Below are 17,278 nucleotides of genomic sequence, written 5' to 3'. Positions count from 1 at the left end.
TTAACCGCATTTCCGATGGTGGAATCGCCACGCTTCGCTCTACGCTGTCCTGAACGAAAGAGGCGGCGGTAGAGATGTCATCGCGAATTGCCAAGTATCGGCTGGACGATTCCACGATCGTTTACTACGAGATCGATCCCCCGGACGGGTTCCAGCCCGCCCGCGCCGACGCCGTCGTCGGCAAGATGAAGGACGCGGTACGGCCGGCTTTCGAGGCGGCGCGGGTCGTGGTCGAGAAGGCGCGGGAGTGCGGGCCCGATGAGGTCGAGGTGACGTTCGGCGTCAAGGTGAGCGGCACGATGGACTGGCTGATCGCCAAATCGGCCGGTGAGTCCAACTTCCAGGTCAAGATGACGTGGAGCCGGAGCAAGGGCCCAGAGGGCACTTCGGCATGACCGGTGGCGACCGGTATCCCCCTCGGCAGACGTGGGTCGGCGCGGTCCTCGACTCCGACAGGGAGGACCGTACCGTCCTGGGGTCGGCGGTCCTCATCGACGAAAGGCGGCTGCTCACCTGCGCCCATGTCGTCACGGACGGGCCGCTGTGGGTGGAGTTCCCGAAGGCCGTCGGAGCGCCGATGCGCCGGGTCGCCGAGGTCCGCCGGTCCGCCCCAACGTACGACCTGGCCGTCCTTTCGCTCGCCGAGGCCGTGCCCCCGGAGGTGACGGCGGCGCCCTTGGACTTCACCGAGCCGGACGCGTTGTGCGGGAAGAGCTGGGGAGCGTTCGGGTTCTCCGACGGCGACCCGCTCGGTGGCTGGGCCGACGGAGTGATCGGCGCTGCTCTGGGGTTCGGGTTCGTCCGGCTGGACGCCCAGTCGCGCTACCGGTTGCGGCCCGGGTTCAGCGGCGGGGGCCTGTGGTCCGCCGAGCGCGGCGGCGTCGTGGCGATCATTGTGAAGGCCTCGCCGGACGGCGATGGGCAGGCGATCACTTTGCACCAGGCGGACCTGTGCTTTCCCGCGGAGAAGCTCCGTGCGCCGACCGGCGACGGGCCGGCGTCCGCCGCCCGGTGGAGCCTCGAGGAAGACCCCGCGACCACCGCGCACTGGCATCCCCGGGCTCGGGGAGTGATGGTCGACGACGACAGCGCCCACCGGTTCCGGGGCCGTACGGCGGCGCTCCGGGAGATCGTCGCCTGGCTGGACCGGGAGCGTACGGACCACCGGGTGCTGGTGGTCACCGGTACGCCCGGGGTGGGGAAGTCGGCGGTGCTCGCCCGCATCGTGACCACGGCCGATCCCGTCGCCCGGACGCTGCTGCCCGCGGACGACCGCGCGGTGCGGGCCGCGGTCGGGTCGGTCGCGTGCGCGGTGCACGCCAAGGGCAAGACCGCGCTGGAGGTCGCCGTCGAGATCGCCCAGGCGGCGTCGGCCGAGCCGCCCGAACAGCTGCACGATCTCGTCCCCGCGATGCGCGAGGCTCTGGCCGGTGAGCGCGCCGGTCGCTTCAACGTGATCATCGATGCGGTCGACGAGGCGACGAGCCCCTCGGAGGCCAAGGCGATCATCCGGCAGGTCGTGCTCCCGCTGCTGCGGCACTGCGCGGGAGCGGGCGTCCAGGTGATCATCGGCTCGCGCCACCGGGTCGGCGACGTCGACGTCCTCTACCTGCTCGGCGAGGCGGTGACCCTGATCGACCTGGACGACCCGGCCTACTTCGCACCGGAGGATCTGGAGGAGTACGCGCTGGCGACGCTGCGGCTGCTGGGCTCCGGTGACCGCCTCGACAGCCCGTACCGGGACGAGCGGGTGGCCCGTCCGGTCGCCGCCCGGATCGCCGAGCTGTCCGGGCGTAACTTCCTCATCGCGGGCATGACGGCCGTCAGCCACGGGCTGTACGACCGGTCCCCCGTCGACCCGGCGGCGCTCACGTACACCCGTACCGTCGCCGACGCGCTGCGCGACTATGTGGAGCCGCTGCCCGGTGCGGGCGAGGCGACGGCCGCGCAGTTGCTGACGGCGCTGGCGTTCGCGGAGAGCCCGGGTCTGCCGCTGGATCTGTGGAGCGTGGCCGTCGAGGTGCTGTTCGGAGTACTGCCGACGGTGCGAGAACTGTCCGGATTCGTCGCTCGGTCCGCCGCCGACTTCCTGATCCAGTCCTACGACCAGGACTCCGGCCGCGTCTTCCAGCTGTTTCACGAGGCGCTCAACACCGCCTTACAGGAGGAACGGTCGCAGGCCGTCCCGGCCGTCGAGGACCAGCGGGAGCTGACCCGGGCGTTCCTCGAACACGGTCGCCGGACCGGCTGGGCCTCGGCACACCCCTACCTGCAGCGCTCCCTGTCCCACCACGCGGCGCAGGCGCGGATGCTCGACGCGCTGCTCACCGATGACGCCTACCTGCTGCACGCGGATCTGCGGCGGCTGACGCCGCTCGCCGACCAGGCCCGTACGCCGGCCGGCCGCGATCGCGCGCTGCTGCTGTCCCGCACGCCGTACGCCACCTCCGCCCCGGCGCCCGTCCGTACGGCGATGTTCAGTGTCACGGAGGCGCTGGAGAAGCTGGGCGGCAGCTACCGTTCCGGCCCCGCGCCGTATCTGGCCCGGTGGGCGGCCACCCTCACTCATCGGGAGCGGGCCGCCCGGGAGGGACACACGGGCGGGGTCTGGTCGGTGTGCGCGCTGCCCCTGGGCGGCCGGACCGTGCTGGCCTCGGCCGGCGAGGACGAGGTGATCCGGATCTGGGATCCCGTCGACGGCCGGCAGATCCTGGTGCTGGACGGCCACCCGGGGTGCGTGTTCGACCTGTGGGTGTTCACCGCGGCGGACGGGCGGACGCTACTGGCCTCGGCCGGGGCCGACGAGCTGGTGCGCGTGTGGGACCCGGCGACCCGCCGGCAGGAGCGCGTGCTGGAAGGGCATGCCGGCTCGGTCTACCAGTTGTGCTCGTACGCCGCGGAGGACGGGCGGACCCTGCTGGCCTCCGCCGGGGCCGACGCCACCGTACGGATCTGGGACCCGGCGACCGGCGACCAGGAGCGCGTCCTCGAGGGGCACACCGGGCCGGTCCATGGCGTCTGCGCGTACACCGTGGCGGGCCGGCCCCGGCTGACGTCCTGCGGCTCGGACGGCGTGCGGACCTGGGATCCCTGGACCGGGCGGCAGGGTCCGGCCGTGGAGGACGGCGCGGCGGAGGGCTGGTCGGTCTGCGCGTTCCCCGGGCCCGACGGCCGTACGATGCTCGCCGTCACGGGCGAGAACCTCATCCGGATCTGGGACGCCGCGAGTGGGCGGCGGCTGCGGGTGCTGTCCGGACACATCGGAGCGACGTGGTCGTCGTGCGTCTTCACCGCCGCCGACGGCTCGCCCCTACTGGTCTCCTGCGGGGACGACGAGACGGTGCGGATCTGGGATCCGGCGACGGGGCGGCAGGTCCGGGTGGTCGACGGCAACACCGGTGGCGGCTACGCGGTGTGTCCCTTCAGGCTGGGCGACCGTACGCTGCTCGCCTGCGCGGGAGCCGCGGCGCTGCAGGTGCTCGACCCCTCCACCGGGGAGCCACAGCCCGCACTCCCGCTCGGCACCAACACGGCGTGGTCAATGAGCACGTACCGCGCACCCGACGGCCGTACGCTGCTGGCCTCGTCCGGAGGGGCCGGGGCCGTGGTCGAGCTCTGGGATCCGCTCACCGGGGACCGGCTACGGACGCTGGAGACCGGCACGGGGCCGGTCTGGTCGGTCTGCGCGTTCCCCGCTGAGGACGGGCGCGCACTCGTGGCCTCCGCCGGGGCGCACGCGAGTCTCCAGATCTGGGATCCGGCGACCGGACAGCGGCTCCGCGAGCTGCGGAGCGGCACGGGAACCCTCTGGGCGACGTGCGCGCTCACCGTCGGCGGACGCATGGTGCTCGCCGCCGGCGGGACCGAGGGGGTCATCCGGCTCTGGGACCCGGCGACCGGCGAAGTGCTCCGCTCACTGCACGGCCATACGAGCACGGTCTGGTGGATGTGCGCGTTCGTCCAGGACGATCGTGCGACGCTCGCCTCGGTGGGCAATGACGGAGCCCTCATCCTGTGGGATCCCGGTACGGGCGAGCGGCGCCGGGTGCTGTCCGCTCACCGGGGCGGCGCCTGGTCGGTGTGCGCGCTGCGGGTGGGCGGTCGCCCGGTGCTGGTGTCCGGGGGCGCGGACGCGGCGGTCCGGATCTGGGACCCGGAGACCGGCACAATCGTAAGGACGCTGTCGGGGCACGCCGGCGGGGTCTGGTCGGTGTGCGAGCTCGCCGTACACGGTGGACCGCCGCTGCTCGTCTCCTCCGGCGACGACGCGGTGATCCGGGTGTGGGATCCGGCGACCGGGGAGCCCATCCACGTCATCCCGGTGCATCAGCTGCCCGTCGTCGTCACCGAGGCGGCCGGGCTCCTGGTGGCGGGGTTGTCCGCCGGGCTGCTCGCCATCGACCTCGCCCGAACCGTCGACGGGAAGGTCGGGCGGCCGTGACCCCGCCGCTCCGCAGTGCGTGATCGGGCCCGCGGACCGGACACGGCCGGCCGGCGGCTTCGGCGCGGTGATCGGCCTCGGTGACCTGGCCCGCTTGACGCAAGATCGTTTACTGCGCTTGGCTGCCTCGTCCCCCAGTGGAGTGAGGTAGCAGTGAAGAAGACGCAGCTCGTTCTCGGCACCGCCGGTCTGCTGGCGCTGACGGCGTGCGGCTCGGGCCCGGCGGCGGCGGGCAAGGTCGCGCATGCGGTTCCGGTCGCCGGCACGGTGCAGGCCACGGCCGACACGTACCGGAACTACGCCGACCTGGCCCGGCATGAGAAGGAGGGGCGGGACTACACGCGGGTGCAGCGGACGCCGCGCGGGGCGAAGGTGGCGCAGATCGCGATCCACGGTGGGCTGATCGAGGCGCCGACGTCACAGCTCGCCGACTACGCCGCGAGTTACGGGCACGACGCCTACTACTCGTTCATGGGGATCAAGAAGTCGGGCAACACGAAGCTGCACATCACCTCGACCCACTTCGACGAGCCGCGGGCGGTGAAGCTCGTGAAGGCCTCCAAGTACACCGTGTCCTGGCACGCCGCCAAGGGCGACAAGGCGGTGACGTACGTGGGCGGGCGGGACACCGCGCTGGTCAACAAGATCATCAAGGCGCTGAAGGCCAAGGGGTTCAAGACGGCGGTGCCGGCGTCGAAGATCGAGGGCCAGAACCCGAAGAACATCTGCAACCGGAACCAGCGCGGCAAGGGCGTGCAGCTGGAGATCAGCGCGGCGCAGCGGAAGGCGTTCTTCAAGGGCGGGCGGCTGGACCGGGACTGGATCGCGAATCCGGCACACCGGACGCAGGCGTTCTACGCCTACGTGAAGGCGGTCGACGGCGTCCTGGCCGGCCTCTGAGCCTTTCCGGGAAGGCCACCTCGTCGCCTGTGAGTCGCCCATGAGGTGAGCCGGCGATCGCGGCGATTAGGCTTGCGATCCCGGCGCGGACGCGCCCGGTACGGCTCGGGAGCATGCGTGGCCTCGGATCCGGAGGACCTTCCCCCCAGACTCGCCCGCGGCATGATGTGGACCGCGCTCGGTCTACTCTTCGCCATCCGCCTGATGAGCGGCAGGTCTGAGGGCGTCCCGTGGCCGAACCTGCTGCTCACGATGGCCCCGTATCCCGCGCTCGTGGCGGTGCTGGCCCGGCGCGGCCCGGGGCCTCGGGTCCGGTACGTCCTGCTCGCGGCCGTGGCGGCGAGCTACGCGGCGCCGTTCCTCGTCCTCGGCGCGGACTGGGCCTGGCTGCCGTGGCCGGTCGCCGTCGCGGTGCTCTGTCTCCTGCCCGCCCGCGCGGCCTGGCCGTCGTTCATCCTCGTCCTGGCCGTCACGGCGGTCGGCGGCCTGCTCATGGACGAATCGCTCCTGATAACGCAGTCGCGGGTGGCCGCCACGGCCACTGACGGGCTCATCCTCTTCAGCCTGTACGCGCTCGCGGACATGGTGAGCGGTCTGCACGCCGCCCGCGACGAGCAGGCCCGGCTGGCGACGCTGCGCGAACGGCTGCGGCTGGACGGCGAACTGCGCGAGGTGGTGGGCGGCGATCTGCGGTCCATCGCGGAGCGGCTGGAGCGGGCGGCGCGCTCCGTCGGGCACGAGCCCGAGGCCGTGCGAACCGGCCAGCCTGAGCCCGTACGGACCGGCCAGCCCGAGGCCGTACTGACCGACCTGCGAGAGGCCGTCGACGCCGCCCGCGGCACGCTGGCCGGTATCCGTGCCACCGCGAGCGAGTACCGCACCTCGGGTGGGCCGGGGGTGACGCCGATCGAGTCACCGCGGCTCGCCCGCCGCGTCCTGCTCGCCGTGCTGCTTCTCCAGGCGACGAAGGTGCTGTTCGAACTGGGCTTCGGGGCGTACGGCCATCCCGCGCTGATGCTCTTGGGCGTGCCGCTGCTGTACGGGATGGTGGCGCTCCAGATGGCGCAGCTGCGGCGGCCGACCCGGACCCGGCTGGTCCTGATCGTGCTGGCGGTCGTGCCCGCGGCTCTGCCGGGCTCCTACCTCGACCTGGGGCTGGGGACTGTCATCGGCGTCTGGGGCCTGGCGACCGGGGCCGTCCTGGCCCACGTGCGGCCGCCGCGCTCGTGGGCGATCGCCGCATTGCTGCTGGCCGGGCACCTGTCGGTCTACTTCTATCCGCCGCCGGTGCCGCCCCACGCGACCATCGTGACCGGGGTCATCTCGCACGTCATCCTGGCGTGGCTGGTCTACAGCCTGACCCGGCTGGCCGATCTGGTGGTGCTGCTCGACCGGGCGAAGCATGACCTGACACGGGAGGCGGTCGCCAGGGAACGCGTCCGGATCGCCCGTGACCTGCATGACGTCCTCGGGTTCAGCCTGTCGGCGGTGGCGCTGCGGGGCGAGCTGGTGATCCGGCTGCTGGAGCGTGACCCGGCCCAGGCCGGGTCCGAGCTGGCGGCACTCCGCGCGCTCGTCGGCAGGGCGCGCGGCGAGCTGGCCTCGATCGCGGACGGGCGGATCCGGCTGCGGCTGCGCCGTGAGATCGACACCGCGCTGGAGGTGCTGGCGGCCGCGGGCGTGGCAACCGATGCCCGGGTGGAGACGGAGCGGCTTCCGGACTCCCTCGACACCGCGCTGGCCGCCGTGCTCCGCGAGAGCGTCACCAACGTCCTGCGGCACAGCGACGCCCGTACGTGCACGATCTCCGTCGCCTGCGCGAACGGCGTCGTACGGCTGCGGGTCGTCAACGACGGGGCACGGCCGGAGCGGGGCCGGGGCGGGGGATCGGGGCTGGCCGGGCTGGCCGAGCGCACCGGCGGCCGACTGACCGCGGTGCGCGGGCCCGGTGGGACGTTCGAGGTGGTGGCCGAGTTCCGATCAGATCCAGCCGGCCTCGGAGGCGATGCGGACGGCGTCCACACGGTTGCGGGCGCCCAGCTTGGCGACCGCTGACGTCAGGTAGTTGCGGACCGTCCCGTACGTCAGGAAGAGCCGCTCGGCGATCTCCATGGGCTGTGCCCCGGTCGCCGAGAGGCGCAGCACCTCGGTCTCCCGCTGGGTGAGCGGGTTCGCCGGGGCGCGCAGCGCGGCCAGCGCCAGCGCCGGGTCGATCGCCTGACCGCCCGCGGCGACCGTGCGGATCGCCTCGACCAGCTCGACGGGACGGATGTCCTTGGGGACGAACCCGGCGACCCCGGTGTCCAGCGCCCGGCGCAGCTCCCCCGGCTTGCTCAGCGCGGTGACGATCACGACCCGGCAGCCGGGCACGCGTTCGCGCAGCGCGGCGGCCGCCGTGACGCCGTCCACCCCGGGCAGGTCGATGTCGATCAGTGCCACGTCGGGCCGGTGCTGCTCCGCCGCGGGCACGATCTGGGTGCCGGCGACGACCTGCGCCACGACGTCGATGTCGTCCTCCAGGCGGAGCAACTCGACCAGCGCCTCGCGCAGCAGGTGCATGTCCTCCGCGATCAGTACTCGGATCATCCGCCTCCCTCCACCTCAATGATCCACCGGTATGCGAAATGCATAGGAACCCGGTGACTGTCGCACTGTCCCCGCATCTGCCGGGTCGGCGAGCATCGTGCACGTCGGATCGGTGATCGGGATGGGAGATCTCGCCGCGTTCCCGCGCGGCCGAGCATCTCGCGGACCGCGTCGCGCCGCCGGGCGATGTGGGCCCCGGTGACCGGCTTCGTGAAGTCCTCGTCCTGGAGCGCCTCGGCCGCCAGTGCCCGGTTCAGGACTCCGTTGATGCCGCGCTGCGATACGCACCGCACCGTATTGGAAGGAGAGTGTTGTGCGAACCCGTTCCTCGACCCCCGCGCTGCTCGCCCTGTCGCTCGGGTACTTCGCCCTCGGCACCGCGTCGCTGGCGGTCATCGGCCTGAGCGCCCCGATCGCCACCGACCTGCACGTCCAGTCGGCCACGGTCGGCACCCTGGTCACCGTGTTCGCGCTGGTGTTCGCGCTGGCCGCACCGGCGGCCTCGATCGTGCTGGGCCGGATGTGCCGACGCCGGGCGCTGCTCCTCGGGCTGGCCCTGCTGGTCGTGGGCGACCTCGGCAGCGCCGCCGCCCCGAGCTTCACGGTGCTCGCCGCCGCCCGGGTGGCCGCCGGCCTCGGCGGCGCGATCTTCGGCCCGGCCGCGTCCGCCGCCGGATCGATGGTCGTTCCCGAGGAACAACGGCCCCGGGCTCTGGCCACGGTCTTCGCCGGGATGACCGCCGCCACGGTGCTCGGCGTGCCGCTGGCGTCGGCGGCGGGCGGGACGATCGGCTGGCGCTGGGCCTTCGCCGGGGTCGCGGCGCTCACCGCCGTCGCGATGGCGCTGCTGCTCTGGCTGCTCCCCTCCGTCGAGGCGGGCCCAGCGCCCACCGCGCGGGTGTTCGGCGCGGTCCTGCGCACCGCCGGTGCCCTGCCGATCGTGTCCACGACGCTGCTGGTCATGACCGCGCAGTTCGTCGTGTACGGCGTGGCCGGCGCGTACCTGGCGGCCCGGTTCGGGGCCGGCCAGACCGTGGTCTCGCTCGTCCTGTTCGTCTTCGGCGCCGTCGGAATGCTCGGCAACACCGCCAGTTCCCGGATCTACGAACGCATCGGCGGCGCCCGGGCGATCGCCGTGGCCCTGATCGGGTTCGCGGTCGCCTTCGCGGGCCTCACGGTCGCGCCCCGCTCGATCGCCGTCGCGGTTGCGGTGTTCGGGGTCTGGGCGTTCTTCAGTGCGTCCTTCATGGCCCCGCAGCAGGCCCGCCTGGTCGAGTTGCTCCCCGAGCAGCGCGGCATCCTGCTCGCCCTGAACGCCTCCGCCCTCTACCTCGGCATGAGCCTCGGCAGCCTGCTCGGCAGCCGGCTCCTCCCGGAGGTCGGCGCCCGGCCGCTGTCCGCCCTCGCCCTGCTGCCGCTCGCGCTCGCGGCGGCGGCGCACGTCGCGTCCGTACGGCGCGGCACCCGCCCGAAGAGCGGCACGGAGATCCCCGTGCTCGCCCGCCACTGAATCACCGAATCGCCGAAGGAAGACCGAAATGTCACAGCTGATCCGCGACTACATCGAGCTCGTCTGGAACCAGGGCCGCACCGAGGAGGCCGAGCGGTTTCTCGCCGAGGATCTGATCCAGCACAACCCGAACCTGCCGAACGGCCGCAAGCCGCTGGTCGACTTCATCGGCGGACTGCACGAGCAGCTCCCCGAGTCGCGCTTCGACATCCGCCGGACGGCCGCCGAAGGCGACCTGGTCTTCGTCCACAGCCTGTTCACCGCCCAGCCCGGTCACCGCGGAATCGCCGTGATCGATGTGTTCCGCGTCGCCGACGGGCTGATCGTCGAGCACTGGGACCTGCGCGAGGACGTCCCGGAGACCACGGCCAGCGGCAATCCCGTCGTCTGACCTCGATTGGAATCGGAGTACGGCACATGAGCACCACGCTCGACGGCAAGGTCGCCGTCATCACCGGCGCGGCCACCGGCCTCGGCGCGACGATCGCCGTCCGGCTGGCGGCCGAGGGCGCCTCGGTCGTCGTCGACCACCTCCCCCACCAGGCCGAGGAGGCCGCGGACGTCGTCGCGCGCGCCGAGGCGGCGGGCGGCAAGGCGATCGCGGTCGCGGCCGACATCGCCGACACCGAGCAGATCGCGCTCCTCTACCGGATCGCCGCCGAACGCTTCGGCGGGGTCGACATCCTGGTGAACAACGCCGTCCTCGCCGTCCTCAAACCGATGGCGGAGGTCACCGAGGACGAGTTCGACCGCAGTTTCCGGGTCAACGCCCGGGCGCCGTTCTTCGCGATGCGGCTCGCCGCGCGGCACATGCGTGACGACGGGCGCGTCATCAACATCTCCTCGCACACCACCGGGCTGTTCTTCCCGCGCTACGGCCTGTACGACGGCGCGAAGGGCGCGCTGGAGCAGTTCTCGCGGGTCTTCTCGAAGGAGATCGGGGACCGGGGCATCACCGTGAACGTCGTGTCCCCCGGCCCCACGGACACCCCTCAGTTCCGCAGCCGTCCCGCCGAGTTCATCGCGAGCCTCGAGAAGATGACCGCGATGGGACGTATCGGCAGGCCCGGCGAGATAGCCGAGGTCGTCGCCTTCCTCGCCTCCCCCGCAGCAAGCTGGGTGACCGGCCAGAACATCCGCGTCAACGGAGGAGTCGTATGACGCCCACTCGCCTCAGTGAGCAGACCATCCTCGTCACCGGTGCCACCGACGGTCTTGGTCGCGCCCTGGCCCGGGAACTCGCCGCGCAGGGCGCGACCCTGATCCTGCACGGCCGCGACGCGGGCAAGGGCGCCGCGCTCCTGGCCGAGCTGCGTGCCGAGACGGGCGACGGGAACGGCGACCGGTTCACCTTTGAGAAGGCTGACTTCTCCTCGCTGGCCGAGGTGCGGTCGCTGGCCGAGCGGGTGGCGGCCCGCGGCCGGCTCGACGTCCTGGTCAACAACGCCGGGATGGGCGTCGAGCTGGCCCGCCGCGAGAGCGTCGAGGGATACGAGCTGACCTTCCAGGTCGACTACCTGGCCACCTACATGGTCAGCTGCCTGCTCACCCCGTTGCTGGTCCGGTCCGCGCCCGCGCGCGTCGTCAACGTCAGCTCGGCCGGCCAGGCCCCGCTCGACTTCGACGACGTCCTGCTCGAACGCGGCTGGGACGGGGTCCAGGCCTACTGCCAGGCCAAACTGGCGCAGGTCATGCTCACCATGGACCACGCCGAGCTGCTGCGCGGCACCGGCGTCACGGTCAACGCGCTGCACCCCGCGTCGTACATGCCCACCAAGATCGTGACGCACCTCTTCACGGTGCAGAGCACGCTCGAGGAGGGCGTGGCGAACACCGCGCGGCTGGTGACCGACCCGGCGCTCGCCGACGTCACCGGGGTGTACTTCAACCGAGAGCGCGAGGCCCGCGCCCACGCACAGGCCTACGATCCGGCGGCTCGTGCCCGCCTGCTGGAGGTCAGCGAACGGCTCACCGGTGTTCCGTTCCCGGCGCTCCCGCTGCCCGTTTCCTGACCTCTCCGGCCCCGCCCGGTCGGCCACCCGGCCGGGCGGCCTTGTACGCGCCACGCCACAGGGCCGCCCGCTTGCCGCACGTCGAAAAGGGATTGCAGGCACGGATCACGGTCCGATAGATGTGATCGCTGGATCCCGGGCCACCAGGGCTCGCGGGATACGGCAGCGAAAGGAGGCGTGAGCCCGTGAACCCCATCATCGCCGCGCTTGCCTCCTCCCGGGGCGCGGACCACCTCTGACCCCGGAGACGGGCGAGCGCCTTCACCGGAGCGTGCTTCGACCGTGGAACTGAACAATGTGACCATGCGCCCGATCACCGGGCGCGAAGAACTCGACCTCTTCTCCCGGTTCCCCTACGTCCTCAACGAGGAACTGCCGGACGACCTCGCCGACGGCCGCAGACAGGCCGAGTGGATGTGGGTCGCCCTGGACGGGGACCGGCTGCTGGCCAGGACCGCCTGGTGGGCTCGGCCGGGACGCGACACCCCGCTCCTGCTGGACATCCTGGACATCGACGACGGCCTCCCCGCTCGCTCCCGCGTCGAGGTCGGCGAGCGGCTCCTGCGTACGGCGATGGCCGCCGTCGTCCCGGACGGTTCGCCCAAGCCGGAGTACAGCCGCTTCCTCCCGCCCGACTGGCGCGACGGCGCCGCCACCCGCCAGGCCGTCCAGGAGCGCATGACGATCCTGGAGCGCACCGGCGCCCGGTTGTTCGTCGAGCGGTTCCGCCTGGAATGGCGCCCCGGGACCACGATTCCCGAGCCGAGCGGCCGCCTGGCCTTCCGGCCCCCTCACGACAGCGCGGAGCTGCTCGACCTCATGGTCTCGGTCCTGGAAGGGACGCTGGACGCTCACGGCCGCGCCGACCTGACCCGCATGTCAGCCCAGCAGGCCGCGACCCGCCACTACGAGGACGAGCTCGCGCGCTACACCAGCCCCAGAGACTGGTGGCGCGTCGCGACGCTGCCCGGCGGGGAGCCCGTCGGCTTCGTGATCCCGGCCCACAACGCCTACAACCCGATCATCGCCTACATCGCGGTACTGCCCGAGCACCGCGGCAACGGCTACATCGACGACATCCTCGCCGAAGGCACCCGTGTCCTCGCCCTGGAGAACGTGCCCCGCATCCGAGCCTCGACGGACCTCGGCAACACCCCGATGGCCGGCGCCTTCCAGCGCGCCGGATACGTCAACTTCGAACGTGAGATCAACATGACCTGGGACTGACCCACGGCGGCGCGTCCTTGCGGAGTGTCCGGATCCGGCCGACGAATGAGACACCTCCCGAAGATCAACGAAGCGACGCATCCGGTTAGCATCGGGAGAAGAACGTTCGTTTTACGTATCGCCTCCCTTACTGCCACAAAAAGGGGGGTTTCCCACACGAGAGGACGCGCTCGTGCTCGAGGTGATCGGGGCCGGATTCGGACGGACCGGCACGATGTCGTTGAAACTCGCGCTGGAACGGCTCGGGTACGGGCCGTGTCATCACATGATCGAGCTGATCGACGACGCCGAACAGCTCGATCTGTGGTCGCGGGTCGCGGAGGCCGGCACCGCGGACTGGGACATGGTCTACCGGGACTTCCGGGCGACCGTCGACTGGCCGGGGGCGGCGTTCTGGCGGCAGCTCGTCGGCCACTATCCCGAGGCGAAGGTGATCCTCTCCGTCCGCGATCCGCGCAGCTGGTACGAGAGCGCCTACGAGAGCATCTATCGCGCCCGGTCGTTCGTGGCGGGCGATCCGCTCAGCGTTCAGCGCCGGGACGTCGTCGGGCGGATGGTGTGGGACGGGACCTTCGGTGGCCGGTTCGAGGACGCCGAGCACGCGATGGCCGTCTTCACCGAGCACAACGACGCGGTACGGCGGGAGGTGCCGGCCGAGCGCCTGCTGGAGTTCCAGGTGAAGCAGGGCTGGGGGCCGCTGTGCGACTTCCTCGGCGTGCCGGTGCCCGATGAGCCGTTCCCCCGCAGCAACGACCGGCAGGAGTTCGCCGACCGGATCGCCGACCGCCTGCGCAAGGAAGAGTAGGTCAGCGGCCGCTGCGGGCGGAGCGCCAGCGGCTGGGAGACAGACCCTCCTGGCGCTGGAAGAACGTGCTGAAGTTCGCGGCGTCATCGAAGCCGAGGCGCTCGGCGCAGCGCGCGACGGACAGGTCGGTGTGGGCGAGGAGGCGCTTGGCCTCCAGCAGGATCCGCTGGTCGAGGAACTGCTTGGCACCCACGCCCGCGGTCTCGCGGGTCGCCCGGGTCAGGGTCCGTACGCCGTAGCCGAGCGCGCGGGCGTAGTCGGCGACGTGGTGCCACCGGGTGAAGTGCCGCTCCACGGCGGCGCGGTAGCGGCGGAAGACCGTGCGGTCCTCGGCCGCGGCGGAGGTGCCCGGCCGGGCGGGGAGCACGCGCAGCGCGAGCGCCGCGAGCAGGTGGGCGAGCACGGGAGACGATCCCAGGCGCGGGTCGGCCACGGCTGAAGCGTGCTCGTACGCCAGGTGGTCCGCCGCTCGTACGCTCAGGTCCCAGGCGCTCCCGTCCAACTGCCAGCACGCCGGGGCGAAGACGTCCGCCGCCGCCTGGGCCGCGGGGCCGGCGGGCATGAAGCCCTGCTCGAACAGCACCAGCGGGCCGTCGAGGTCGTCGACGTCGGTCCAGCGGTGGACGACGCCGGGCCGGATCCACACGACGCTCCCCTCGTGCAGGGCGTGGTCGATGAAGTCGGCGGTGTGGCGTCCCGCGCCCGACCGTACGAGGGCCAGGACGTGGAAGTCCGGGCGCTGCGGGCGGGTCCGCCGACGGCCTGGGTCCATCTGGCGCAGGCGTTCGAAGCCGAGCACCTCGACGCCGAAGCCCGCGCCAGGGGCCGGGGAGTAGCGGAGCTGCCGCACTCCGGGGAGCTGACCGGTTTCCACAGCACTCACGCGCCTTTCGACCGTGTTTCCCGCCCACGACGACCGTAGCGTCGAACTTGCGATCTTGCAGTAAGCAGCCGGGTCGGCCCGAGCCGGGACGGTTCGGCGCGGGCGGTCCGCCAATATCGAGGAGACCACGGAGATGACGGAAACCACAATCGCGGTGACGGGCGGGGCGGTCGGCGTGTCCAGGCGAGGACAGGGCGGGCCGGCGCTGGTCCTCGCGCACTACTGGGGCGGGTCCGCCCGTACGTGGGACGCGGTGGTGGAGCGGCTGCCGGCCGACCGCGACGTCGTCCGCTTCGACCAGCGCGGCTGGAGCTCGTCCAGGGCGCTGCCCGGCCCGTACGGGCTCGATCGGCTCGCCGACGACGTCATCGACGTCGTGGAGGGGCTCGGCCTCGACCGGTACGTGCTGGTCGGGCACTCGATGGGAGGCAAGGTGAGCCAGCTCGCCGCCGCCCGGCGTCCGTCCGGACTGGCCGGGGTGGTGCTGCTCGCTCCCGCGCCGCCGCGGCCGCCGGCCACGGTGACCGCCGAGTCCCAGCGGTTCCTCGCGCACGCGTACGACTCGCCGGAAACCGTCGAGCAGGCGCTCGACCAGGCGCTGACCGCCACCCCGCTGGATCCGGCCGTGCGGGAGGCCGTCGTCCGCGACAGCATGGCGGCCGACGCCGCCGCGTGCCAGGAGTGGCCGCTGCACGGCATCGCGGCGGACGTCACGGACGCCGCCGGAGCCATCGACGTGCCCGTCCTTGTCCTGGCGGGCGAGCACGACCGGGTCGAGCCGCCTCAGGTCCTGCGCGATCATCTGCTGCCCTGGATCCCCCACGCGCGGTTCGACGTGATCCCCGGTGTCGGGCACCTGCTGCCATTGGAGGCGCCGGAGGCCGTCGCCGCGGCGCTGGAGGGCTTCGCGGCCGACCTCGCGCGCTGACCTCGTGCGGGGAGGCAGTCGGTCGGTGTGTCTCGGCCACCGACCGACCTCATTCGGCCCGACGCTCGGTCAGGCCGCGGAGATCACACTGTTGATCCAGTCCCGGTAGAAGCCGATGCCGGTGTAGATGTCCGGCGCTCCACCGCAGGTGTCGCTCACCCCGCGGCTGTCGACGCCCTGGAGGATCCAGCGCTGGTCGACCAGCGACAGCAGCGGGGAGCCGGAGTCGCCGCCGCACGGGCCGCGGACGCCCTCCGGGTTGTCCGCGCAGGTGTCACCGACGGCGATGCCGTACGCGTCGCTGCCGTTCTCGTCGACGTGGCACTTCGTGGTGTCGTCCGGAAGGATCGTGGTGTCCAGCTGCTGAAGGATCGTCGGCAGCTTGCTCGGGTCGCCGATGTCGCTGTTGGAGGTGTACCCCCAGCCGATCTCCCGGACCTTGGTGCCCGGTTCGGGGAGGACGGTGGCCATCGGCACCGTCTTCTCGGTGACCGGCGCGGTCAGGTGCAGGAGCGCGACGTCCTTGCCGGGAGTGTGGTCCGGGTAGTTGACCCACTCGGGGTGCAGGACGATCTTGTCGAACTTCGCGATCGTGCCGCCCGTGGTCCGGTCCTTCGAGCCGATCCGAAGGTGGAAGATGGTCGGGTCCATGGGCTGGGTCGGGGTCGTGTCCGAGGCCTCCGTGGACACGCAGTGGGCCGCCATGACGACCCACTGCGGCTTGATCAGGGCACCGCCGCACCGGTGGGAGTCCGGGTTGCCGTTGCGCAGGTACTCCAGCGAGACCATGAACGAGTACGTCTGGTCCGCCGGCTGCCCGCCGACGATCTTGGGCGAGGGGTCAGTGCTCGCGGGGGCCGCCTGCGCGGCGCCGGCGGTGGCCAGCGCGCCGGCGAGGACCGCTGCCGTCGCCACCACGCGGGCGAACAGCCGTCGCCGGCCGCCAGAGGAGGCATTCGAAGCCGAGGTCATGCGGGTTTGACTCCTGTCCTTTTTGTCCGTTCGTCAATGACCCGGCCAATGGCGTCCTCATCCATCGCCGCTTCGGCGCGGTAAGGCCAAGCGCCAGTCAGGCGATATGTGGACACATTTGACATTGGCCGTCGTCGCCGGACGGTACAGGCTTCGGACAGGCGGTAGTTGATCTTGGAACAGGTGTGATCATCGTCTCAGCGCGAGCCGACTCCGACGGCCGGGCGGAAGATCATCGCATTGCCTCGTAGCCCGACATTTTGCAACTAGCGTTAACTAAGGTGCCTTCGAGACACCAGTTACATACCCCCGCTAGGAGCATTCCGGGTGAAGAAGGTACCTACCGCCCTCTTGATCGCTGGAGGCGTCGCCACCGCCTCCGCCGTCGCCCTGGCCGTCGGAGGCGGCACGCCGGCGACCCACGTCGAGCGCACCGGCGCCCAGACACCGGCCCAGACGACGACCACCGCGGTCGTGCCCAACGCCTACACCGTGAAGATCGTCGGGCAGTACCAGAGCAAGAACTCCTGGTGCGTGCCGACGTCCAGCTCGATCAGCCTCCGCACCTTCGGCATCAAGGTCAGCCAGACCACCCTCGCCAAGAAGATGGGGACCACCAGCAAGGGCACCATGGCCAAGACCGCCATCCCGGTGCTCAACTCCTACGTCAGGTCGAAGACGAGCACCTACCGCACCGGCGACGACATCAGCAGCGGGGCGAAGCTGATGAACCTCGTCGCCAACGACGTCGGCGTCCTGCACCGGGCCACCGTCCTGGGCGTCTGGATCGACGACCTGCCCTGGAGCGGCAAGGGCTGGAAGAACAACACCGGGCACGCGATCGTCGTCTACGGCTACAACAAGTCGAAGGGCACCATCACCGTCTGGGATCCGTGGAAGATGACCAACGGCAAGAAGACCGGCGGCACGCACGTGATCAGCGCCAAGAAGCTCGCCGCCGTCTCCCAGAAGGGCGGCATGTACTACGTCATCCACCGGATCCTCTGACACACC

15 protein-coding genes are annotated in these 17,278 nt (G+C 71.6%); 12 read left to right on the top strand and 3 right to left on the bottom strand.

All coding sequences use genetic code 11. The features are described from left to right. Positions 1 to 74 precede the first annotated feature (74 nt). The 4 genes from ABEA24_RS34100 (at position 75) to ABEA24_RS34085 (ending at position 7,396) form a co-directional block, all read left to right on the top strand. Positions 75 to 395, top strand: coding sequence for a CU044_2847 family protein (locus ABEA24_RS34100; protein WP_345436039.1), 321 nt, complete (start codon positions 75 to 77; stop codon positions 393 to 395). Next, positions 392 to 4,441 (top strand): trypsin-like peptidase domain-containing protein, encoded by a 4,050-nt coding sequence (locus tag ABEA24_RS34095; protein WP_345436037.1) that lies wholly within the window; start codon positions 392 to 394, stop codon positions 4,439 to 4,441. The genes ABEA24_RS34100 and ABEA24_RS34095 overlap by 4 nt, the downstream gene beginning before the upstream one ends. Positions 4,442 to 4,594: 153 nt before the next feature. After that, positions 4,595 to 5,341 (top strand): poly-gamma-glutamate hydrolase family protein, encoded by a 747-nt coding sequence (locus ABEA24_RS34090; protein ID WP_345436035.1) that lies wholly within the window; start codon positions 4,595 to 4,597, stop codon positions 5,339 to 5,341. A gap of 117 nt (positions 5,342 to 5,458) precedes the next feature. Further along, positions 5,459 to 7,396, top strand: coding sequence for a sensor histidine kinase (locus tag ABEA24_RS34085; protein WP_345436033.1), 1,938 nt, complete (start codon positions 5,459 to 5,461; stop codon positions 7,394 to 7,396). On the opposite strand, the gene ABEA24_RS34080 is transcribed toward ABEA24_RS34085, so the two are convergent. Continuing rightward, on the bottom strand, positions 7,322 to 7,927 hold the full coding sequence (locus ABEA24_RS34080) for a response regulator transcription factor (protein ID WP_345436031.1): 606 nt from the start codon (positions 7,925 to 7,927) through the stop codon (positions 7,322 to 7,324). The two genes, ABEA24_RS34085 and ABEA24_RS34080, sit on opposite strands and share 75 nt — an antisense overlap. Positions 7,928 to 8,240: 313 nt before the next feature. On the opposite strand from ABEA24_RS34080, the gene ABEA24_RS34075 reads away from it, so the two are divergent. The 6 genes from ABEA24_RS34075 to ABEA24_RS34050 all read left to right on the top strand — a co-directional run bounded on the left by ABEA24_RS34075 (position 8,241) and on the right by ABEA24_RS34050 (position 13,481). Continuing rightward, complete coding sequence (locus ABEA24_RS34075; RefSeq protein WP_345436029.1) at positions 8,241 to 9,437, top strand: MFS transporter; 1,197 nt, start codon at positions 8,241 to 8,243, stop codon at positions 9,435 to 9,437. Between the two features lie 28 nt (positions 9,438 to 9,465). Beyond that, the gene (locus ABEA24_RS34070; protein ID WP_345436027.1) at positions 9,466 to 9,828 is read left to right on the top strand and encodes a nuclear transport factor 2 family protein; all 363 of its coding nucleotides are present in this window, start codon (positions 9,466 to 9,468) and stop codon (positions 9,826 to 9,828) included. A 26-nt stretch (positions 9,829 to 9,854) separates the two neighbouring features. Then, entirely contained in the window at positions 9,855 to 10,598 is a 744-nt protein-coding gene (locus ABEA24_RS34065) for an SDR family oxidoreductase (RefSeq protein ID WP_345436025.1), read from the top strand. Further along, positions 10,595 to 11,449 (top strand): SDR family NAD(P)-dependent oxidoreductase, encoded by an 855-nt coding sequence (locus ABEA24_RS34060; protein ID WP_345436023.1) that lies wholly within the window; start codon positions 10,595 to 10,597, stop codon positions 11,447 to 11,449. Before ABEA24_RS34065 ends, ABEA24_RS34060 begins: the two co-directional genes overlap by 4 nt. 303 nt (positions 11,450 to 11,752) lie before the next feature. Then, positions 11,753 to 12,676, top strand: a complete 924-nt coding sequence (locus tag ABEA24_RS34055; RefSeq protein WP_345436021.1) for a GNAT family N-acetyltransferase — start codon at positions 11,753 to 11,755, stop codon at positions 12,674 to 12,676. Between the two features lie 172 nt (positions 12,677 to 12,848). After that, positions 12,849 to 13,481 (top strand): sulfotransferase family protein, encoded by a 633-nt coding sequence (locus tag ABEA24_RS34050; protein ID WP_345436019.1) that lies wholly within the window; start codon positions 12,849 to 12,851, stop codon positions 13,479 to 13,481. Position 13,482: 1 nt separating this feature from the next. On the opposite strand, the gene ABEA24_RS34045 is transcribed toward ABEA24_RS34050, so the two are convergent. After that, positions 13,483 to 14,364: a helix-turn-helix domain-containing protein gene (locus ABEA24_RS34045; protein WP_345436017.1), complete on the bottom strand. Its 882-nt coding sequence runs from the start codon at positions 14,362 to 14,364 to the stop codon at positions 13,483 to 13,485. Positions 14,365 to 14,497: 133 nt separating this feature from the next. Between ABEA24_RS34045 and ABEA24_RS34040 the strand changes: the two genes are divergently transcribed. Beyond that, positions 14,498 to 15,292 carry an alpha/beta fold hydrolase gene (locus ABEA24_RS34040; RefSeq protein WP_345436015.1) on the top strand — a complete coding sequence of 265 codons (795 nt, stop codon included), beginning with the start codon at positions 14,498 to 14,500 and terminating at the stop codon, positions 15,290 to 15,292. A 69-nt stretch (positions 15,293 to 15,361) separates the two neighbouring features. On the opposite strand, the gene ABEA24_RS34035 is transcribed toward ABEA24_RS34040, so the two are convergent. Further along, positions 15,362 to 16,264, bottom strand: coding sequence for a S1 family peptidase (locus tag ABEA24_RS34035; protein WP_345436013.1), 903 nt, complete (start codon positions 16,262 to 16,264; stop codon positions 15,362 to 15,364). 327 nt (positions 16,265 to 16,591) lie between these two features. Here ABEA24_RS34035 and ABEA24_RS34030 point away from each other — a divergent pair, with 327 nt between their 5' ends. After that, a complete protein-coding gene (locus tag ABEA24_RS34030; RefSeq protein WP_345436011.1) occupies positions 16,592 to 17,272 on the top strand; it encodes a C39 family peptidase in 681 nt (226 codons plus the stop codon). Positions 17,273 to 17,278: the final 6 nt, after the last annotated feature.

It is taken from the genome of Actinoallomurus vinaceus, assembly GCF_039542055.1.
GTDB classification, from domain to species: Bacteria; Actinomycetota; Actinomycetes; order Streptosporangiales; family Streptosporangiaceae; genus Actinoallomurus; species Actinoallomurus vinaceus.
The sequence above is the reverse complement of the archived record's forward strand: the minus strand, read 5'-3'. Positions and strand labels throughout refer to the sequence as shown.

What these genes read in the sequence shown, in the direction of transcription:
- ABEA24_RS34100 (WP_345436039.1), top strand. Translation starts at nt 75, where the DNA reads ATGTCATCGCGAATTGCCAAGTATCGGCTGGACGATTCCACGATCGTT.
- ABEA24_RS34095 (WP_345436037.1), top strand. Translation starts at nt 392, where the DNA reads ATGACCGGTGGCGACCGGTATCCCCCTCGGCAGACGTGGGTCGGCGCG.
- ABEA24_RS34080 (WP_345436031.1), bottom strand. Translation starts at nt 7,927, where the DNA reads ATGATCCGAGTACTGATCGCGGAGGACATGCACCTGCTGCGCGAGGCG.
- ABEA24_RS34070 (WP_345436027.1), top strand. Translation starts at nt 9,466, where the DNA reads ATGTCACAGCTGATCCGCGACTACATCGAGCTCGTCTGGAACCAGGGC.
- ABEA24_RS34065 (WP_345436025.1), top strand. Translation starts at nt 9,855, where the DNA reads ATGAGCACCACGCTCGACGGCAAGGTCGCCGTCATCACCGGCGCGGCC.
- ABEA24_RS34060 (WP_345436023.1), top strand. Translation starts at nt 10,595, where the DNA reads ATGACGCCCACTCGCCTCAGTGAGCAGACCATCCTCGTCACCGGTGCC.
- ABEA24_RS34055 (WP_345436021.1), top strand. Translation starts at nt 11,753, where the DNA reads ATGCGCCCGATCACCGGGCGCGAAGAACTCGACCTCTTCTCCCGGTTC.
- ABEA24_RS34040 (WP_345436015.1), top strand. Translation starts at nt 14,498, where the DNA reads ATGACGGAAACCACAATCGCGGTGACGGGCGGGGCGGTCGGCGTGTCC.
- ABEA24_RS34035 (WP_345436013.1), bottom strand. Translation starts at nt 16,264, where the DNA reads ATGACCTCGGCTTCGAATGCCTCCTCTGGCGGCCGGCGACGGCTGTTC.